Source organism: Hazenella coriacea, from assembly GCF_004341825.1.
Lineage (GTDB): Bacteria > Bacillota > Bacilli > Thermoactinomycetales > Thermoactinomycetaceae > Hazenella > Hazenella coriacea.
Genome location: NZ_SMAG01000007.1, coordinates 30570 through 50416, shown reverse-complemented (window position 1 = coordinate 50416; position 19847 = coordinate 30570). Strand labels below are relative to the sequence as shown.

Below are 19847 nucleotides of genomic sequence, written 5' to 3'. Positions count from 1 at the left end.
ATGAGTTGGCATATCTACACTTGGGCCGTTATAATCGGGATCACAATTGGCTTTTTAAATCGAGTATCTATTTTACAAAGCGATTATCGTCAATATCCTACATATCCACATGGTTATGTCATTCACCTCGCCTTGGGATTAATTGCAGCAGCTTTGGGTGCTGTTGCAGTTCCTTCGTTACTGAATAAAGACTATACTGCAGTTACTTTTTTGACTTTAGCAGCACAACAATTTCGAGATGTGCGCAATATGGAACGGGAAACCCTTTCTAGATTAGATCAAATGGAACTAGTTCCACGAGGTAGCAACTACATTGAAGGGATTGCAATGGTCTTTGAAGGTAGAAATTATTTGGTTATTTTTACAAGCTTTTTGACATCGATGACTGTAATTATGACTAATAGTTGGTGGCAAGGAGGTTTATTAGGAGTCCTCTTGTTATCATTGAGTCGTTGGTTTCGCTCAGGTAAGATGATTCAACAAATTGCAGAGGTTTATGAAGCTCCTTTAAAGATCCAAGGACCTAATTTATATGTGGATGATATTTATCTCATGAATGTAGGTTTAGAAGATAATAGGCAAAGGATTATGGAACATGGGGTTGGTATTATAATCAAGCCGAAGGACCCCAGTGGGAAAGTAACCATTTCTAATATGGGGCAACGACAAGCCATTTTGCATGATGCATCCACCATTTTAGGAGTTTATCGGGATTCTGGTGAACCAGCACTTGTTCCAATCGCTAAAAGGGATTTAAATGATGGGAGATTGGGCATTCTTTTGCTTCCGCAAAAAAAAGATGTTCAACTAGCGATTTATATTATCCAACATGTCCCCGTGTTAGAAAGTGCGATCCGAAAGCCAACCCAAATCCCAAGTTCATAAAGGAGTGAGTTTATGGGGGATGGAACAATCCAAAAAGCGATTATGGCAATCATTACTATGAATCCGACACAGATTAAAGGAGGAGTTCCTGTTTTTATTGCCGACAATCAGGAAGAATTTCAACATAAAGCTTTTGTGTTGGAGAAAATTCTTGACGGTATGGCTCATGAAGTAGATCCACAGACCATGATTATAGTTAGACATTAATACCAGGTCATAATGTTATGGTTGCTTAAACAACCAATTTCAAATAAGATAAAGGATGTCAATACCTAAAGAACGAGGACTAACTTGAGGTTGTATATTACGGAGAGTGATGAAGCGTTCATGGACAGATCGGAACGGCATGACTAAGAACAATGACCGGATGATCTTTCTCATCAGCTTCGGGATCAGTTTGTACCTTTAGAGATTTGGTTGAAAAGTGAGGATTTGATATGAGTTTACCAGTAGTTGCTATTGTGGGTCGTCCCAATGTGGGAAAGTCCACTATTTTTAATCGGCTAGCAGGCGAACGGATTGCAATTGTGGAAGATCAACCGGGTATAACCAGAGACAGGATCTATAGCCGGAGTGAGTGGAATGGAAGGGAATTTCATTTAATCGATACAGGTGGCTTGGAATTTGGTGAGCAAGATGAAATTTTGGATCATATCCGCAATCAAGCAGAGTTAGCTATTGAAGAGGCGGATGTGATTTTATTTGTTGTAGATGGTCGAGATGGGATGACACCTACCGATCAAGAAGTAGCTGAGATGTTACATCGTTCGAATAAACCAGTAGTACTGATGGTTAATAAAATTGATAACTTTAAGCATAGCAATGATGCTTTTGAGTTTTATCAACTCGGTTTTGAATATGTAATTCCTACCTCTTCCATACATGGTACTGGAACTGGAGATATGCTAGATGCTGTCGTTTCCTATTTTCCAGATACTCAAGAAGAATCTTATGATGAAGATACGATCCGAGTTTCATTAATCGGCCGTCCAAATGTAGGAAAGTCCTCCATTGTGAATGCTTTATTGGGTGAAGAAAGAGTGATCGTGAGTCCTGTAGCTGGTACGACACGGGATGCAATCGACACCCCATTTAAGTATGAGGGACAGGAATATGTGTTGGTGGATACAGCCGGTATTCGTAAACGAGGAAAAGTATATGAATCCATCGAAAAGTATAGTGTTTTGAGAGCGCTAAGAGCTATTGAACGCTCTGATGTCTGTTTAATCATTGTTGATGGAGAGAGAGGAATTGCAGAACAAGATAAACGGATTGCTGGATATGCCCATGAAGCTGGATGTGCGGCTATTTTTGTCGTTAATAAATGGGATGCTGTGGAAAAAGACGAAAAAACAATGGATCATTTTAAGCAAGAGCTTCGGAATCAATTCCGTTTTATGGATTATGCTCCAATCTTATTTGTCTCAGCAAAAACGAAACAACGAATCCACCGAATCTTACCAATGGTTCAAGAAGTATCCGAACAACATGCGATGAGAATTACCACTTCTGTATTAAACCAAGTGATTCAGGATGCGATTATTTCAACGCCTCCACCACAGGATCGCGGACGTCGCTTGAAAATTCAATATGGAACACAGGTTTCTGTCAAACCACCAACTTTTGTACTATTTGTCAACGACCCTGAGTTGGCACACTTTAGTTATCTAAGATACCTAGAAAATCAATTGCGTCAAGCGTTTGCTTTTACTGGAACGCCAATGCGATTAATATTAAGAAAGAAAAATTCATAACTTCAATAGGGAGAGGTTCGTTATGCTCCTGACATGGGTGTTGCCAACCATTTTATCTTACTTTATAGGTTCAATTTCATTTAGTTATTTAGTTGCCCGCTATTTAAAAGGAATTGATATTCGTAGTCATGGAAGTGGAAACGCAGGGGCAACAAATACGCTTAGAGTTTTGGGGAAAGTTCCAGGGATCGCTGTTTTCTTTTTAGATGTATTCAAAGGGATGGGTGCAGTTGGGATTGGTGCTTTGTTTAATTCATCAGAAGTAGGTTTAGTGGTTTGTGGGATTGCTGCAATTGTTGGGCACAATTGGCCTATATTTCTTCGCTTCCGAGGAGGAAAGGGAGTTGCCACCACAGTTGGTGTAACAGCTTTATTGTTTTTTTATGCGGCTCTGATTTCAGGAATTCTAGCTATCCTATTTATCATTTTGACGCGATATGTATCACTTGGTTCACTTATTTATACGATTTCGATCCCCGTGATTCTACTTTTGATGAACCAATCGAGCTCAATCATTTGGCTAACCACTGTCATCGCAGTTTTAGCTATATATCAGCATAGACAAAATATTACCAATTTGGTGAAAGGCCAAGAACGGAAGATCAGTTCAAGGGAGTAGAGTGAATGAAAAAGCAAATTGCAGTACTGGGTGCAGGAAGTTGGGGAACAGTTCTCGCCTCTGTCCTTGTGGAGAATGGTCTCTCTGTGACATTGTGGGCACGTCGTGAAGAAGTAGTGAAAGAAATTAATGAAAATCATACCAACCAGAAATATCTTCCTCACGCTGAATTGCCTGCAGGACTTGTGGCCACCTCTACTCTTGCTGAAGCGGTTGAAGGAAAAGATGTAGTTGTGTTTGTGGTACCTTCTCATTCAATGAGAGAGACTGCTCGTCAAGCCCGATCTTGGTTAAAAAAAGATGCACTCATTGTCCATGCTTCCAAAGGGTTTGAGATGGATACTTTAAAACGTTTGTCACAAGTACTTGAAGAAGAATTATCCCCTGATGATCCAGGCCGAATTGCTGTTTTATCAGGTCCAAGTCACGCTGAAGAAGTGATCAAAAAAAATCCGACCACTGTTGTAGTCGCTTCTGGTCTTCAAAAGACAGCGGAATCAATTCAAGCACTATTTATTAACCAATATTTCCGGGTTTATACCAATCCAGATCTAATCGGTGTAGAAGTAGGCGGTGCTTTAAAAAATATTATCGCTTTAGCGGCAGGGTTGGCTGATGGTTTACAAGTAGGTGATAATGCTAAAGCAGCTTTAATTACTCGTGGCTTGGCAGAAATTGCACGTTTGGGACGAGCGATGGGAGCGAATCCCATCTCTTTTGTGGGTTTGGCTGGTGTAGGAGATTTGGTGGTAACTTGTACAAGCACCCATAGTCGCAATTGGCGTGCAGGACACATGATCAGTCAAGGAAAAAAATTAGAACAAGTTTTGGCTGACATGGGAATGGTGGTAGAAGGAATTAAAACGACTCAAGCTGCCCATAAACTTTCGGCACATTATCAGGTGGAAATGCCTTTAACTGATCAATTGTATCAAGTACTTTTTAATGGAAAAGAACCAGCACAGGCAGTTAAAGATTTGATGTCTAGAGGCAGAACTGCAGAGATGGATGAAATTATACTAGGATGGTAAATACAATTGGGCTTTTAGCCTGTTACAACCGTTCCTGCCCGTTCATAATCTGTAGTAGACTTACCATAATCCAAAATCTTGAGCAGTAAGAGTCGAGGCAGGGAATCAGTTAGCTCAAGAGTAGGATCTTGGTTAAATCCAAAGCTTCTCCTCCAACAAAAGACTGCTGACCGATTTAAAGGTTAGCAGTCTTTTTGTTGGAATAAAAAACCCAGTCGAAACCGGCAAGTTTCTCTGGGAATCATGGAGTTTATGCTCGCTTTCTTCTGGGGCGGTTAGCCGTTTTTGATGGTGAGGGTGCAGGGGTATTTGATGTCTGGGCAGTCTCCTTAGGCTGTAAAATGTTAGCGATCATTTTTTGGAAAAAGGGTGACTGCACGATCCCCATAATTTGATTCAAATCCATATTTTGTAGGAGTGATGCAAATGACAATCCCCCACCTCCAGGGCGACCTCTACGATTCATAGGATGTGGTCTGTTGGGAAATGGAAAGGGTGGTTCTGCTTGTCTTTCTTCCATGGGAAGACGAATGATCGGAATATCGTCCTCATCAGGTTTTCCTGGCTCTGAAGGATTTGAAAAGCGTGGACGAGTAGGGAAGGGATGGTTTTGTTGTCTACCTGATTGGCGAGTTTGGGGCATGATCTGGGAGGCGACTTCAAACATGCGATACGCTGAATCCATCATGGACTCCACTTTTTGGATCGAAGTGCTTAAGTCCCTGACTGTTGAACGAAATGTCATAAATCCACTCAATATTTTGGCTAGATTAAGGGAAGATAGTTGAAATGGTAAAGTTGGCTTGGGAGAAGGTAAAGAAGCAGATGATGTCGGACTGGGAGGTTTTCGGTTTGGCCGTTTCCTGGAAGCGACTTTACGTGGTTTTGTTTTCATTAAGCTTCCTCCATTCAGGCTGATGTCCATTTATTCTATGCATCTCACCAGTTTCTGACTAGACAGATGTCTACTCACATTGGTAGGCGGATGTGGATTTGCTATACTGTATGACAGATAGATGATTGAGGATGGTGTGACACATGGATATGATGATTATTCTTTTTTTGTTAGTATTAATTAATTTATTAATTGCGATTGGGCGTCAATCAGCAAAAAAATGGGTGCGAACGGTGATGACGAGCCTAGCTTTTTTACTTTTTTTAATTTGTATAGCTTTTGGATTTCGTATGTTAACTTAGTTTGAAGGAAAGGGAGAGTATGGGATGAAAAGGATTCATACAACCCTCATATGGTTCATGTTTGTAGTACTTCTTACAGGGTGTTTATATCCCGAGGAACGCCGTCAACAATTGGATCAATTGCCTGATCATATTCAAAGAGTGGAGGCAGCAGTAAAAGTTTATAAAGAGAATAATGAAGGATGGCTTCCTTATCTATATAGGGAGGACGAGGTGAAGTTTACGACCAAATATTTGGTTGATTTTCGCCGTTTACAAGGATATGTCGGAGAGATTCCCCCTACGGCATTTGAAAAAGGTGGCTACTTTATATATGTCTTAACTGATGTTGAAAAAGGACCCAAGGTTCGACTTTTTGATCTACGGGTGAATGACCAAATCGGACGGGTACAGCCAGTTGTACTGACTTATCTACAAAAAAATAAAATCCTCCCAATCAAAGAGAAAATTGATGAAGATCTTTATACGATTGATTTTGAAAAGATCAAGATGGATCCTGTCACCATTCCAAGTCCGTATTCGCCTACAGACTTACCCTTGTTAATTGATAAAAAAGGGAAAGTCTATATCGATTATCGGACAGAGGTGATGAAAAAAGTTCAAAAAAGTAAAGAAGTGATCTCCCCTGAAATGGATTTGCGCTTTTGGTTAAGTGAAGATTCTTTTTATGTTCCTGCTTTTTCACCTCCAATGAAGTTGAAAGATCAAGAACCTGTGTTTGAGTTAGAGTAAGCGCTTAAGACTTAAATAAAATTATTATTTTTTATTCAATTACTCCTCGACACTACTGAGCTTGTAATAAGTAAGTAAACGAATATTCCTCCGCTGTTTCACATAAGATGAGTTAAAAATGTGTTCTGGATCCAGTCGAAAGGGTGGAATCACGATGGAGAATTTATGGTTTTATCTAGTGGTGCTCCCAGGAGTTTTTTTATTGGGTCGTCTATCCAGCTCCGTCAAGATTACAGGTTTCCGAGCTAAGGTGATCTCCTCAAAAGCTAAGGAACGCGAATTTACTCGTCAACGGTAGTTGTAAGGAGTCGCTGATGTTACGAGTGACTCCTTTTTTTTATCTGGAAGAATCATATTAGAGAGTTGGACTCATATATTTATAGTGTCCAAGGAGAAGGACCGGAGGGAGGGGATGCCTTCGCACCGGCGACAGATCCAGCATGTGGAAGACTTAAGGAGGGAATTTCGTGGAAAAAGTAGATATCTTGAAAGATATTGCAGAACGGACAGGAGGAGACATCTACCTGGGTGTGGTCGGTGCGGTGCGCACCGGTAAGTCAACATTTATTAAAAGATTTATGGAGCAAGTGGTTATTCCGAATATTAGTGATGAAGCGGAGCGTACGAGAGCTGTTGATGAGCTTCCACATAGTGGAGCGGGAAAAACGATCACAACTATTGAGCCGAAATTTGTACCTAATCAAGCAGTAAGTCTCTCTGTGGATGAAGGGCTCAGTGTCAATATTCGATTAGTTGATTGTGTTGGCTATGCCATCGAAGGTGCGAAAGGCTATGAAGACGAAAACGGACCTCGGATGATTAACACACCTTGGTTTGAAGAACCGATTCCGTTTCAAGAAGCGGCTGAGGTAGGGACTCGTAAGGTAATCCAAGAACATTCTACTTTAGGAATCGTTGTGACAACAGATGGAAGTATTACTGATATTCCACGTGAATCATACGAAGAAATTGAAGAGCGGGTTGTCAGTGAGCTGAAGGAAGTAGGGAAACCATTTATTCTTCTTCTTAACACGACTCGTCCATACAGTGAACAAGCACAAGCATTAAGATCTGAATTGGTGGAAAAGTACGATATCCCTGTGATTCCGATCAGTGTAGCTAGTATGAGTGAAGAAGATATTTTGGGTGTTATGAGAGAAGTGCTTTATGAATTTCCAGTCCATGAAGTAAATGTAAACTTGCCTGGTTGGGTTATGGTATTAGATGAAGAGCATTGGCTTCGTCGAGAGTTTGAGAGTTCGGTACGGGAAACAGTGAAAGACATCAAAAGACTTCGCGATGTAGATCGAGTGGTGGGGCAATTTTACGATTATGAGTTTATCGAGAAAGCTTCCTTATCTGGTATGAATATGGGACAGGGTGTAGCGGAGATAGATCTTTACGCTCCTGATGAATTGTATGATCAGGTATTAACTGAAGTGGTTGGTGTGGAAATTAAAGGAAAAGACCATCTTTTAGAGCTCATGCAGGAATTTAGTATTGCTAAAAGAGAGTATGATAAGGTAGAAGAAGCTCTAAAAATGGTAAAAACAACTGGATATGGCGTTGCCGCCCCAGCACTTGAGGAGATGTCTCTGGATGAGCCTGAACTAATCAAGCAAGGACCACGCTTCGGAGTTCGGTTGAAAGCAACGGCTCCCTCGATCCATATGGTTCGGGTCAATGTTCACTCAGAGTTTGCTCCAATCATTGGTTCGGAAAAACAGAGTGAGGAATTAGTAAACTATTTGATGAGAGACTTTGAAAGTGACCCATTGAAGATCTGGGAATCTGATATCTTTGGAAGATCACTGAATCAGATCGTGCGTGAGGGGATTCAGGCCAAACTCTCAATGATGCCTGAAAATGCTCGTTTTAAACTACAAGAAACGCTAGAACGAATTATCAATGAAGGATCAGGTGGGCTCATCGCCATTATTCTATGATACATCAGTAAACTGTTAAGTAAGTGCCCATTTTTTGATAGAAATAAATAGGTGTAGACCAGCGATCATAGATGGTTTGCTGATCTACACCTAATAATGGAATAAATACCTTTTTAGTGTTATAAAAATCGATCTTAGTTCAAAAAAAGCGCTTATTTGCGCTTTTTTTGTATGAAATGAAGAAAAGATGCAATAATTCTCTTGAACTTCGCTAATCTCTGTATTAGTATAGGATTGTCCCACGCATTGTATTACCAGCTCTAGATTCCATCAGTCAATCTATACAGAAACGAGTCGTGGATTTGTACAGGAGGTGCGGTTAATGAATAAAACCGAACTGATTAACAAAGTAGCTGAAGCTACCAACTTGAGCAAAAAAGATGCAACTAAATCTGTAGAAGCTGTTTTTTCAGCAATCTCTGATGCTCTTTGTTCAGGAGATAAAGTGCAATTGATCGGTTTTGGAAACTTCGAAGTTCGGGATCGTGCAGCACGTAAAGGGCGCAACCCGCAAACTGGTGAAGAGATTGATATCCCTGCAACAAAAGTACCTCATTTTAAAGCAGGTAAACAATTGAAAGAAGAAGTAAACAAAGTTAAAAAATAAGCAGGAGATTAGACATCTCGAGTTGGGATGGAATACATATGACCTGCTAGGAAAAGACCTCTACTTAGGGGTCTTTTCCTTTTGGGATTGAAGTTGAACTAAATGTGGTATAATCTATCGGAGACCTAAACCATATTTATCGTTTGTAGTCTAGAAATAGTTATGGATGGAGGACGACCTGATGGAAATCGATCATCGCAAAATTGAAGAAGCGGTGCGGATGATATTAGAAGCTGTAGGTGAAGACCCGAACCGTGAAGGTTTATTAGATACTCCAGCACGTGTGGCTAGAATGTACAAAGAGATCTTTTCGGGATTAAATGAAGATCCTGAAGAACATTTTTCTGTTATTTTTAGTGAAGATCATGAAGAATTGGTGATTGTTAAGGATATCCCGTTTTTTTCCACCTGTGAACATCATTTAGTTCCCTTTTTTGGACGTGCGCATGTGGGCTATATTCCCCAAGGAGGTCGTGTGACTGGACTCAGTAAGTTAGCAAGAGCCATTGAAACAGTAGCACGTCGTCCTCAGTTGCAAGAACGGATTACATCAACTGTAGCAGATTCAATCATGGAAAAGTTAGATCCACATGGAGTGATCGTGGTTGTAGAAGCTGAACATATGTGTATGACCATGAGAGGGGTTAAAAAGCCTGGCTCGAAGACGATCACAACTTCTGTTCGTGGACTCTTTAAAGAAGATGCAACAGCTCGGGCAGAAGCAATAAACTTAATCGGAATAAAATAATTTTTACTATAAAGACCTCTTGACAACCAGACGAGCGCATCATATAATTTTAATTGTTATCACAAAATCTTTGTCTGATTAGAATTAGCGGGCTATGGCGCAGCTTGGTAGCGTGCTTGCATGGGGCGCAAGAGGTCGTCAGTTCAAATCTGGCTAGCCCGACCACATTAAAGACTCTTCCGATCTTAAAGGAAGAGTCTTTTTCTGTGAATGAATAGGCTTCTTCCATGTTACACTAGGAAAGAGCCTTTATTTAGGCATGATGGTGTATATATAATTTTGGGGAGGGAACACATGTGCAAGAGAAAAAAACAGGAGAGTATTTTATTATTAAAGCGAAAGAAAATGGTGTGAATGTGATTGGTTTAACGAGAGGAAAAGATACACGTTTTCACCATTCTGAAAAGTTAGATGAAGGAGAAGTGATGATTGCTCAGTTTACAGAACATACTTCTGCAGTGAAAATAAGGGGAAAAGCTACCATCATTACTTCGTTTACACAGGTTGACACTGACGAGGAATAATGGGGAATAGCTTTCATATTTCAAGCATGTTTTCCTTTGTAGACCGATAAAATGATGAAAGGGGCCAACAAGGGAGAAGTGGTAATATGAAAGCTTTAATCCAACGATTACTTGCACCTGTACTCATAGCTGTTTTGTTAGCGGCATTATTATCCACGGTTCCAATGATGGTTGAAACGTGGAATAGTCAACAGGCGGTCAATGTTTTTCAACCCGATTCTTTTCAGAAACTGACTCCAGAGCGTGTAGCTGATCATCTGTTAAGCCATCCCCTACAAATCCGAGTGATTCGGGTCGACTGGGATCAGCCTACTTTTTTTGTAGAGTTGATTCAGCCTCCATCAGTAAGTGAAGAATCAATGGCAAAAGAGATTTATCAATTGACTCGACACAGTTTAGTGGGGATGGAGAATATTCAGGAGGTACGTCTGGTGATCCATCGTGATGAGCAATCTAGTTGGTTGCTTGTAGCGAAAAAGGATCAATTGCAAAATGATCCAGATATGCTGAATCAAGGACAATTATCGTATAAAGAATATCTAGGTCAAATGTTTGATCTGAAGATCATTCCAACTCCAGATACAAATAGGTAAATATAGGGGAGGGTGCCGCATGATCATAAAAATGTGATATACTAACTAATGTGTTTTTATTTCTTTGGTTTTTTTTGGGGGGGCGCTTGATGACGTCCATACATACAGATCGCGTTCAGTTTGAGTTAACAGACTTCATTACACAATTGGCAGATGAGCCGTATCTGACAAAGATAATTGGGAAGCCTCCTGTCCCTGTTTTTTTTGTGCGCGTTTTAGAGTACATGTTAGCTACATTTGAAATTTCGAAAGAACGAGCTCAAATATACGGTACAGCGGCAACTTTGTTACAAATGGGCTTAGATACTCATGAGAAAGTGTCGAATGATTCATCTCTTTCTTCAGAAGCCTTAAGGCAACGTCAATTGTACATTCTAGCAGGGGATTATTATAGTGGTCTTTTTTATCATCTTCTAGCGAAAAACAATGAAATTGAAGGTGTTCATTGTTTAGGTCAGGCCATTGCCCGAATTAATGAAGCAAAAATGATCTTTTATGATCAAAAATCTGATTGGATAGATGGCTTAGATGATCATGCTTGTAGACTACTTCAAAACATCTCTAGTGGAATTTTGACTGCATTGGTCGATTTTTTTTGCCATTCTCAGTTGAAAGATCAGTGGAAGCAAATTATATGTGGTTTACTTGGATTTGAAGAGATATTGCGGTTACAATCTGAGGAGCATTATCAAATTACTGCGACGGGTTGGAGCGTACTTACTCTAACATGGCAACGCTGTCATGAAGCCATGTCCATCATCTCCAATTTAGAAGTAAGAAATGAGTTATTATCTATTTTAATGAATCGATTTTCAATGTTTCAAGAAGCTGAGACAGGTGAAAGTGAGTGAACAGTCGATGAGTCATCAACAAGCCGGGAATAAAGCAAAGTTTGTTCATGGCGTATTTGAGAGCATTGCTAAAGATTATGATCGAATGAATACATTGCTTAGCTTCGGTCGACACAAAGCTTGGAGACGCTTTACGATGAAGAAAATGAATGTTCAACCTGGAGATACAGCACTTGATGTTTGTTGTGGAACCTGTGACTGGACCATTTCGTTGGCACAAGCATCTCATTCAGGCAAAATCGTTGGTCTTGATTTTAGTCAAAATATGCTTTCGATCGGCGAGCAAAAAAGGGATCAATTACACTTAACAGAGCAAATTGAGTTGATCCAAGGGAATGCCATGCAATTACCTTTTCCTGACAACTCATTTGATCATGCAACTATTGGCTTTGCGCTTAGAAATGTCCCTGACTTTGTTCAAGTACTCACAGAGATGAAACGAGTCGTGAAACCAGGTGGACAAGTTGTCTCGTTGGAGTTGTCCAAACCAACTTGGCCTCCGTTTCGTGCTATTTATTATCTATATTTTCAACGGATTCTACCACAATTAGGTAAGTTATTTGCAAATCGATATGAGCAATATCGGTGGTTACCTGAATCCTTGATCTCTTTTCCAGATTATAAGGAGCTAGAACACATCATGAAGGAACGGGTCGGTTTTGATCAGGTAGAAGTGTATCCATTAACGGGTGGGATTACTGCACTTCATATCGGACGGAAGCCCAAAGAGTAAAAAAGGATAGATGATGGATGAGACTTCTTAGAAAGATACAAGTCGTACTTGAAATGATCAAGTTTGAACATACTGTTTTTGCTCTACCCTTTGCGTATTTGGGGGCGGTTTTAGGAAGCTTAGAAGTAAATGGACACTTACCCAGCTGGGCAGAGATCGGTTGGATTACACTAGCAATGGTTGGAGCTAGAAGTGCAGCGATGGCTTTAAATCGCTTGATTGATCGTCATATTGATGCGAAAAATCCCCGAACTCAACAAAGAGCCATTCCAGCTGGTTTAGTCTCTGCGACTTTTGTTTGGGGATTTGTAATTGTTTCTTTTGCTGTTCTGTTTTATGCAGCCTTTAAGCTAAATATGTTAGCGGTTCAATTATTACCGATTGCGGTCTTTTTCTTAGTTCTTTATTCTTATACCAAGCGATTTACTTGGGCATGTCATATCGTCTTAGGAATGGCTATCGGTTTAGGACCTTTAGGTGGTTGGGTAGCAACCACAGGACAAATAGATAGCATTGCTATGATTTTATTCATCTCAGTGGCTTTGTGGACAGCTGGATTTGATGTGATTTATGCTTGTCAAGATATGGAGTTTGACAAAGAGCAAGAATTACACTCGATCCCTGTTAAATTTGGGATTAAAAATGCTCTCGACATTTCTTCTTGGATGCATGTGGGGACAGCGATTGGATTGGTTGCTTTAAGTTTCTTGACCCAATTGGGTGTCTGGTATGCGCTGGGAGTTTTAGTGGCTTTAGTGATCTTGATCTATGAGCATAAGATTGTATCTGCCAATGATTTGTCTCGTTTAAATACTGCTTTTTTCACGATGAATGGTGTTTTAAGTGTGATCTTGTTCGTATTTACAATGGTGGATGTGTTACTATGAGTGCAAAACGATTTGTGATTGCGATGACAGGAGCTAGTGGTGCACCTTATGGATTAGCTGTGATTGAAGAATTATTAAGGCAAGAACATGAAGTTCACTTATTGTTGACTGAGGCAGCATGGCGTGTATTGAAAGAAGAACATCAATGGGAGATCCAAAAAAGAGAGCAACTTTTTCTTGAAAGATTCCAGCACTTGCCAGGGGAATTGGTCTTTCACCCAGTCAAAGATATTGGGGCTAGTATTGCTTCAGGCTCTTTTCAGTGTGAAGCGATGGTAGTCGTTCCGTGCTCGATGGGAACACTAGCACGAATCGCCAATGGTTTTTCTGCTAACTTGGTGGAGCGTGCCGCAGATGTGATGATCAAGGAAAAGAGACCTTTAATTATTGTCCCAAGAGAAACGCCATTAAGTGCTATACACCTAGAAAATATGTTGAAGCTTTCAACTTATGGAGTATCCATCATTCCTGCGATGCCTGCTTTTTATCATCAACCAGAGACGATTGAAGATCTAGTCAACTTTATGGCAGGAAAAGTACTTGATTTATTACAAGTAGATCATCAATTATATCAACGATGGGAGGGTGGGAGATGAAACCAATTCGTATTGGAAAAATATCTTTTACCAACATCTTACCCATCTATCATTTTTTTGATGGAACAGGCTTAGATGTTGAACTAGTTCCACAAGTACCAGCACAACTGAATCGAGGAATGGCTTCTGGTGAAATCGATATGGGACCCATTTCTTCGTTTGCTTACGCTGAACATTATCCAGAGTTTGTACTCATGCCAGATCTATCTGTGAGTGCGAAGGGGCCTGTGGGTTCCATCTTCTTGTTTACCAAAGGAGAGGAACTGACAGATTTAAAAAAAGCGCGAATTGCATTGACGAATACTTCAGCTTCATCCGTTGCCCTTTTACGTATCATTATGGAGAAATTTATTGGTGCAACACCTGAGTATAAAACGATGACCCCTGATCTTTCCCAAATGATGAATGAGGCTGATGCTGCGTTACTCATTGGGGATGATGCTTTAAAAGCAAAAATGACGTCAGATTTACCTTATCGTATTTTCGATTTGGGGCAGGAATGGTATAATCGAACAGATTTGAGCATGACCTTTGCTGTTTGGGCTGTTCGCCGTGAGATCGTTGAGACTCGTAAAGATGAACTGAAACAGATTTATGCACGGTTTATGAAAGCTAAAGAGCAAGGAAGTCAACAACGACAACCGATCATTCAAGAGGCGATGAAGCAGTTGAATGGTAGTGAATCGTTTTGGAACCAATATTTCGATGGACTTTGTTATGACCTTCAGGAAACTGAACAGATCGGACTTAAAACTTATTATCAATATGCGGCAGAGATTGGTTTAATTTCTCCAGATGTGCAGATTTGCATGCTTGACTTGAGAGAAAGTCTAGGTATGCGTTGATCAGGGTGAAGCGGATGAATTTGCAACAAATCTATCACAACCTAAAGAAAGATCTTGAACAGATTGAAGAGGACTTATCTTTTGCAGTCAATCCAGAATATCAACCTTTACGTCAGACAGCCACTCATCTTTTAGAAGCTGGTGGAAAACGAATGCGTCCCGTTTTTGTCTTGTTATCAGGTCGTTTTGGGGATTATGAGTTGACACGTCTTAAGCAAGTAGCTGTCTCTCTTGAGCTAATCCATATGGCGACTTTGGTTCATGATGATGTGATCGATGATGCACAAACTCGTCGGGGACGTTTAACAGTCAAAGCGAAGTGGGATAATCGAATTGCTATGTATACAGGGGACTTTATCCTTGCACAAGCATTGGCGGAAATCGCAAAGATTGAGCAAGCTGAAGTTCATCGTATTTTATCAACCTCTATTATGCGTATGTGTCTAGGTGAAATCGATCAGATCGAAGATTTGTACAATGGAGATCAGCATCTCCGTCAATACCTTCGAAGAATTAAAAGAAAAACCGCTTTATTAATGGCGATCAGTTGTCAACTTGGAGCGATCGTAAGTGGAGCCAAGCCAGAAATTGTACGGGACTTATATGCATATGGCTATTATGTGGGCATGGCATTTCAATTAACTGATGATGTACTTGATATTGTGGGTGAGGAGAGAGTGTTAGGAAAGCCTGCTGGAAGTGACTTATTGCAAGGAAATATAACACTTCCAGTAAGTTACACCTTACATCATGGGGATGCGGCAGAGAAGAAAATGATTCGCAATTATTTACAATCTAGAGGAGAAGTTAGTCAGGTTGAACAAATTCTCGATGTGGTTCGGCAAGCGGGAGGAATTGAATACACACTTGACTTATCCAAACAATATTTACAAAAAGCACAGGAGCGATTAGATCGTCTACCTGACTCTTCTGAACGAGAATCCCTCAGAATGATTGCTGAATTTATTGTTAGGCGCTCTTACTAGGTAAGTTGCGTTTCGAATAAGTTCTTGATACAATTTTTCATGTTCAAACAATGTCAATTTGCTATGAATTTGAATGAAAAATAGGCATTAGAGCCTCCTTCTACTTTTCTAAGATCGGATTGTTGGAGTGTAGAGGGAGGACTGATGGTGCCACAAGGTCAAGGGTGGCCAATTGATACATAATGGAGGAAGTCACAGATGGAAAAAACTTTTCTAATGGTAAAGCCTGATGGAGTACAACGTGGACTCGTTGGGGAGATCGTTGCTCGTTTTGAAAAGAAAGGCTTTCAACTGGTGGGAGCGAAATTAATGTCAGTTCCGAAAGAATTGGCTGAACAACATTATGCTGAACATAAAGAAAAGCCATTCTTTGGCGAATTGGTTGACTTTATCACTTCCAGTCCTGTGTTTGCTATGGTATGGCAAGGAGAAAATGTAATTGCTACCGCTCGTCAAATGATGGGTAAAACCAATCCAGCAGATGCACAACCTGGAACCATCCGTGGTGATTATGGTGTGAGTCTTTCTATGAACATTATCCATGGTTCTGACTCTCCTGAAAGTGCTGAACGCGAACTGGCTCTCTGGTTTGGTGAAGGTGAACAAGTAGAATATCAAAAAGCAATCAACCAGTGGATCTAGTTTGAACCAAAGAGTGCGGAATCACCCGTACTCTTTTTTATTTATATTTCTTACTAGATAAATTGTATCCATGTGAGATTCATTGTTCCATTTGGTTAGGAAGCTAGTTTTAAATCGTTTCTAGAATGACATATCCATCTGCTTCAAATCATAGTATATCTAATAGCAGGTATGGTAGCTCCCGACTATAAAGGAGTGGAACGATGGATCAATATCTAAGCATGGAAGAGGTTATGAGTCAAATTCAGAATCTTAAAGAGCAAGGTCATCCCCTCAATAAGAAAAAGGTAAAGCAGACAAAGCCGCAACTATTACAAAGTGCCTTGTATTACTTTCCAAGCTGGGATCATGCCTTGAAAAACAGCTTAAACATCAAGGAATAATTGAACCTATGGCAACAGTCAGCTTTTTGTGTTGACTGTTTTTTTATGTTTGCAATATCTGGCCGAGTTTATTGTCAAGCGTACCTTTTGGATTGTTTCTATGATATGATAGCTAACAAATTTCGTCTTATTGAAAGGTGCAGAGCATAGCTGAATAGAGCATAGAGAGGAAGATGGAGATGAGATATTTAACAGCAGGCGAATCACACGGTCCTCAATTAACTGTAATTATTGAAGGGTTACCAAGTCAGATGCCATTATCGAAGGAAAAAATAGATGAGCAACTAGCTAGAAGGCAAAAAGGTTATGGTCGGGGACGACGAATGCAAATTGAACAAGATCAAGTGCAGATTTTATCAGGGGTTCGATTTGGAAAAACGACAGGTGCTCCTGTTACTTTGGTTATTGAAAATAGAGATTGGACCCATTGGAAGAAGGTAATGGGTGTACATCCAATTCCAGAGGAAGCAGAGAAACGTAGAATTTCACGCCCAAGACCAGGACATGCGGACTTGAATGGAGCGATTAAGTATAATCATCGAGATCTACGGGATGTATTAGAACGCTCCAGTGCTCGTGAAACAGCAGCACGGGTGGCTGTGGGAGCTGTAGCTCTTCAGTTATTAGAATTTTGTAAGATACAAGTAGTTGGGCATGTCGTTCAAATTGGTGAGATTGAGGCGGAGCGAATCTTAGATCTATCGTGTGAAGAAATCAAACGTCGCTCAGAGGCATCCCCTGTACGCAGTGTAGATAAAAATGTGGAACAGCCGATGATGGATTTGATTGATCAAGCTAAAAAAGAAGGTGATTCCTTAGGCGGTGTGGTTGAGGTACTTGTAGAGGGTGTACCTGTTGGTCTAGGAAGTCATGTTCAATGGGATCGTAAGCTGGACGGTCGAATTGCACAAGCAATGGTTAGTATTAATGCATTTAAAGGAGTTGAGTTTGGGATTGGTTTTGAAGCGGCTCGCTTGCCAGGTTCTAAAGTTCATGATGAAATCGAGTGGTCAGAGGAACGTGGATTTTATCGTCGTACCAACCGACTGGGTGGATTTGAAGGGGGAATGACGACTGGAGAGCCGATTGTAGTGCGGGGAGTTATGAAGCCTATTCCAACTTTATATAAACCGTTGATGAGTGTAGAGATCGATACGAAGGAACCTTTCGCTGCCAGCATAGAACGCTCTGACAGTTGTGCTGTCCCAGCAGCGAGTGTAGTAGCTGAACATGTAGTTGCATGGGAGATCGCTCAAGCAATGTTAGAGAAGTTTCCTGCTGATACGGCAGATGAGTGGATCGAGCAAGTGAACCGTTACCGAGAAAGGACGCGTTTGTTTTGATGAGAACCTTGTCGGTCTCTCTCGCACAGCATTCTTATCCCATTCATATTGGTTCATCCATTTACCCAAAACTTCCCTACCTGCTAACAGAAGTAGGAGTGTCCACAAAGCGGAGTTTGATGATTATCTCAGACTCTCAAGTAGCGCCGTTATATCTAAATCAAGTTCAGTCGATTTTAGAACAGGCGGGTTATCGTATAGGAACAGCTATTTTTCCAGCGGGTGAAAAGAAGAAGAATCTTCAGCAAGTCGAAGAGCTGATTGAGCAATGTTATCACTGGGGCTTAGATCGACAAAGTGTAATTGTCGCCTTAGGTGGTGGAGTTGTCGGAGATCTTGCCGGTTTTGTTGCTGCTACTTATATGCGTGGTATTTCATTTGTACAACTTCCTACCACTTTGTTGGCCCATGATAGTAGTGTGGGGGGCAAAGTAGGAGTTAACCATCGTTTAGGTAAAAATATGATTGGCGCCTTTCATCAGCCGCTCATGGTGGTATTTGATGTCGATACTCTAACTACACTACCTAGGCGACAATTGATATCAGGTTATGCAGAAGTGATTAAGCATGGTTTGATTTGGGATCGAACTTTTGTCCAATGGCTAGCGATGAGAGCTGAACCATTGTTGTCGTTGGATCGAGCTTCAGTGATAGAGGCTATTGAGCGTGGTTGCCAAGTAAAAGCTACTGTGGTTGCACAGGACGAGAAAGAACTAGGGATCAGAGCGGTTTTAAACTATGGACATACGATCGGGCATGCCTTAGAAGCGATTTCATTTTATCAGCAATATACCCATGGGGAAGCGATTGCGATCGGAATGGCTGGAGCAGCGCGACTAAGCAGGCAAGTATTAGGCGCTCACGCATCCTTGGTTGAACAGACTGAAGCACTTCTTCGATCTTTTCAATTACCAACCCGCTTTGAACAAGATTGGGATGAAACTGAGTTCATTCAACGGATGACTCAAGATAAAAAAGCTCGTGGTGGAAAGCTCACTTTTATTTTATCCAAACAACTGGGGAATGTTGAAATTGTCCGTGATGTAGACGCGGTTATGGTGAAGAATGTACTAAGAGAAATCAGGAGAGGATCTTGTTGAGTGTAAAAGGGATTCGTGGAGCGATTACAGTTGAGCATAATTTAGAGAAAGAAATCTACGAAGCGACAGCAGAGCTTTTTTGTGAGATGGTAGATAAAAATGGGATCGAACCTGAAGATGTTTGTAGTTTGTGGATTACAGCCACTCCTGATTTAAATGCTGTGTTCCCTGCCGCGGCGATCCGCTCCATATCCGGGTGGGAATATATTCCGATGCTTTGTGCAAGTGAAATGGCTGTTCCTCATGCCATATCAGGTTGTATACGAATGTTGTTACTAGTGGAAACAGAAAAGACTTCTAAAGAGATCAAGCATATTTTTTTGCGAGATGCGATGCGACTACGACCAGATTTGAATGAAAACTCGACTTGAACAAAATCACTAAACTAAAATGAATTTGCAATTGAGTGGCTTGATTGAATGAGCCTAGGAGGGGAGATATTTCTCTGACGAACGACTTTTGCGTATACGCTATGAGAGTGAGACAGAGAAATAGTGACACGACGGGATCTGGATCCATCTGTGACTAAAAATGCTCATATAGAATTTAAAAGTCTATTGACAGTTTTTTTTCTCTCAGTTAAAGTGTAGGAGAGACGAGTGAATGAAGAGTATATAGGTATAGTGGTTATATCTAAATGATTAGGTGTAATCCATTTATCAATTTGATAGCTAATTTATTTTTAAGAGTTTAGTCTATAGTTTAAGTTGTAAGTAATGAGCAGAGAAGAGTAGAGAGTGGATATACGAGCATAGTCGAGCTGAGCTAGTGGAGGATTATTTATACGAATCTACTGCCAGAGCGTTTGCTTTGGCTTTTTATATTCCCATTTTTGCCCTCCCCGT

Annotated in this window: 25 protein-coding genes and 1 tRNA gene; 25 read left to right on the top strand and 1 reads right to left on the bottom strand. The window is 40.7% G+C overall.

All coding sequences use genetic code 11. The annotated features are described in order from the left end of the window. The 5 genes from EDD58_RS11445 to EDD58_RS11425 all read left to right on the top strand — a co-directional run bounded on the left by EDD58_RS11445 (position 1) and on the right by EDD58_RS11425 (position 4289). The gene (locus tag EDD58_RS11445) at positions 1-885 is read left to right on the top strand and encodes a YIEGIA family protein (RefSeq protein WP_131925717.1); all 885 of its coding nucleotides are present in this window, start codon (positions 1-3) and stop codon (positions 883-885) included. Positions 886-897: 12 nt separating this feature from the next. Beyond that, complete coding sequence (locus EDD58_RS11440) at positions 898-1092, top strand: capping complex subunit for YIEGIA (RefSeq protein WP_243648724.1); 195 nt, start codon at positions 898-900, stop codon at positions 1090-1092. Between the two features lie 230 nt (positions 1093-1322). Beyond that, positions 1323-2639, top strand: a complete 1317-nt coding sequence (der, locus tag EDD58_RS11435; RefSeq protein ID WP_131925715.1) for a ribosome biogenesis GTPase Der — start codon at positions 1323-1325, stop codon at positions 2637-2639. Between the two features lie 22 nt (positions 2640-2661). Further along, a complete protein-coding gene (gene plsY, locus EDD58_RS11430) occupies positions 2662-3258 on the top strand; it encodes a glycerol-3-phosphate 1-O-acyltransferase PlsY (RefSeq protein WP_131925713.1) in 597 nt (198 codons plus the stop codon). A 5-nt stretch (positions 3259-3263) separates the two neighbouring features. Beyond that, a complete protein-coding gene (locus tag EDD58_RS11425) occupies positions 3264-4289 on the top strand; it encodes an NAD(P)H-dependent glycerol-3-phosphate dehydrogenase (RefSeq protein WP_131925711.1) in 1026 nt (341 codons plus the stop codon). Between the two features lie 250 nt (positions 4290-4539). Here EDD58_RS11425 and EDD58_RS11420 read toward each other — a convergent pair whose 3' ends face one another. Further along, positions 4540-5184, bottom strand: a complete 645-nt coding sequence (locus tag EDD58_RS11420) for a hypothetical protein (protein ID WP_131925709.1) — start codon at positions 5182-5184, stop codon at positions 4540-4542. 143 nt (positions 5185-5327) lie between these two features. On the opposite strand from EDD58_RS11420, the gene EDD58_RS14925 reads away from it, so the two are divergent. The 20 genes from EDD58_RS14925 to aroH all read left to right on the top strand — a co-directional run bounded on the left by EDD58_RS14925 (position 5328) and on the right by aroH (position 19373). Continuing rightward, positions 5328-5486: a hypothetical protein gene (locus EDD58_RS14925; protein ID WP_165875950.1), complete on the top strand. Its 159-nt coding sequence runs from the start codon at positions 5328-5330 to the stop codon at positions 5484-5486. 57 nt (positions 5487-5543) lie between these two features. After that, positions 5544-6218, top strand: a complete 675-nt coding sequence (locus EDD58_RS11415; RefSeq protein ID WP_131925707.1) for a hypothetical protein — start codon at positions 5544-5546, stop codon at positions 6216-6218. A 154-nt stretch (positions 6219-6372) separates the two neighbouring features. Further along, positions 6373-6516, top strand: a complete 144-nt coding sequence (locus EDD58_RS14920) for a hypothetical protein (protein ID WP_165875949.1) — start codon at positions 6373-6375, stop codon at positions 6514-6516. 169 nt (positions 6517-6685) lie between these two features. Continuing rightward, positions 6686-8164, top strand: coding sequence for a stage IV sporulation protein A (gene spoIVA, locus EDD58_RS11410; RefSeq protein WP_131925705.1), 1479 nt, complete (start codon positions 6686-6688; stop codon positions 8162-8164). Positions 8165-8477: 313 nt separating this feature from the next. Next, positions 8478-8771, top strand: a complete 294-nt coding sequence (locus EDD58_RS11405) for an HU family DNA-binding protein (protein WP_481249185.1) — start codon at positions 8478-8480, stop codon at positions 8769-8771. 181 nt (positions 8772-8952) lie between these two features. Continuing rightward, positions 8953-9519 carry a GTP cyclohydrolase I FolE gene (gene folE / locus EDD58_RS11400; RefSeq protein WP_424321669.1) on the top strand — a complete coding sequence of 189 codons (567 nt, stop codon included), beginning with the start codon at positions 8953-8955 and terminating at the stop codon, positions 9517-9519. Between the two features lie 88 nt (positions 9520-9607). Beyond that, positions 9608-9684 (top strand) — tRNA-Pro (locus EDD58_RS11395). A gap of 131 nt (positions 9685-9815) precedes the next feature. Beyond that, the gene (gene mtrB / locus EDD58_RS11390) at positions 9816-10043 is read left to right on the top strand and encodes a trp RNA-binding attenuation protein MtrB (RefSeq protein WP_131925701.1); all 228 of its coding nucleotides are present in this window, start codon (positions 9816-9818) and stop codon (positions 10041-10043) included. An 86-nt stretch (positions 10044-10129) separates the two neighbouring features. Then, positions 10130-10636, top strand: coding sequence for a hypothetical protein (locus EDD58_RS11385; RefSeq protein ID WP_131925699.1), 507 nt, complete (start codon positions 10130-10132; stop codon positions 10634-10636). Positions 10637-10725: 89 nt separating this feature from the next. Beyond that, positions 10726-11487, top strand: coding sequence for a heptaprenyl diphosphate synthase component 1 (locus tag EDD58_RS11380; RefSeq protein ID WP_131925697.1), 762 nt, complete (start codon positions 10726-10728; stop codon positions 11485-11487). 7 nt (positions 11488-11494) lie between these two features. Further along, positions 11495-12220 carry a demethylmenaquinone methyltransferase gene (locus EDD58_RS11375; protein ID WP_131925883.1) on the top strand — a complete coding sequence of 242 codons (726 nt, stop codon included), beginning with the start codon at positions 11495-11497 and terminating at the stop codon, positions 12218-12220. A 53-nt stretch (positions 12221-12273) separates the two neighbouring features. Then, entirely contained in the window at positions 12274-13107 is an 834-nt protein-coding gene (locus tag EDD58_RS11370) for a UbiA-like polyprenyltransferase (protein WP_243648723.1), read from the top strand. Beyond that, positions 13104-13703 carry a UbiX family flavin prenyltransferase gene (locus EDD58_RS11365; RefSeq protein ID WP_131925693.1) on the top strand — a complete coding sequence of 200 codons (600 nt, stop codon included), beginning with the start codon at positions 13104-13106 and terminating at the stop codon, positions 13701-13703. The genes EDD58_RS11370 and EDD58_RS11365 overlap by 4 nt, the downstream gene beginning before the upstream one ends. Next, positions 13700-14548: a menaquinone biosynthetic enzyme MqnA/MqnD family protein gene (locus EDD58_RS11360; RefSeq protein WP_243648722.1), complete on the top strand. Its 849-nt coding sequence runs from the start codon at positions 13700-13702 to the stop codon at positions 14546-14548. The genes EDD58_RS11365 and EDD58_RS11360 overlap by 4 nt, the downstream gene beginning before the upstream one ends. A gap of 14 nt (positions 14549-14562) precedes the next feature. Next, positions 14563-15534 (top strand): heptaprenyl diphosphate synthase component II, encoded by a 972-nt coding sequence (hepT, locus tag EDD58_RS11355; protein ID WP_131925689.1) that lies wholly within the window; start codon positions 14563-14565, stop codon positions 15532-15534. A gap of 198 nt (positions 15535-15732) precedes the next feature. Further along, positions 15733-16176 (top strand): nucleoside-diphosphate kinase, encoded by a 444-nt coding sequence (ndk, locus tag EDD58_RS11350; RefSeq protein WP_131925687.1) that lies wholly within the window; start codon positions 15733-15735, stop codon positions 16174-16176. Between the two features lie 203 nt (positions 16177-16379). Beyond that, on the top strand, positions 16380-16559 hold the full coding sequence (locus EDD58_RS11345) for a hypothetical protein (protein ID WP_131925685.1): 180 nt from the start codon (positions 16380-16382) through the stop codon (positions 16557-16559). A gap of 179 nt (positions 16560-16738) precedes the next feature. Then, a complete protein-coding gene (aroC, locus tag EDD58_RS11340) occupies positions 16739-17902 on the top strand; it encodes a chorismate synthase (protein ID WP_131925683.1) in 1164 nt (387 codons plus the stop codon). After that, positions 17902-19002: a 3-dehydroquinate synthase gene (gene aroB / locus EDD58_RS11335; RefSeq protein WP_131925681.1), complete on the top strand. Its 1101-nt coding sequence runs from the start codon at positions 17902-17904 to the stop codon at positions 19000-19002. Before aroC ends, aroB begins: the two co-directional genes overlap by 1 nt. After that, a complete protein-coding gene (aroH, locus tag EDD58_RS11330) occupies positions 18999-19373 on the top strand; it encodes a chorismate mutase (RefSeq protein WP_131925679.1) in 375 nt (124 codons plus the stop codon). Before aroB ends, aroH begins: the two co-directional genes overlap by 4 nt. The last annotated feature ends 474 nt before the right edge of the window (positions 19374-19847 follow it).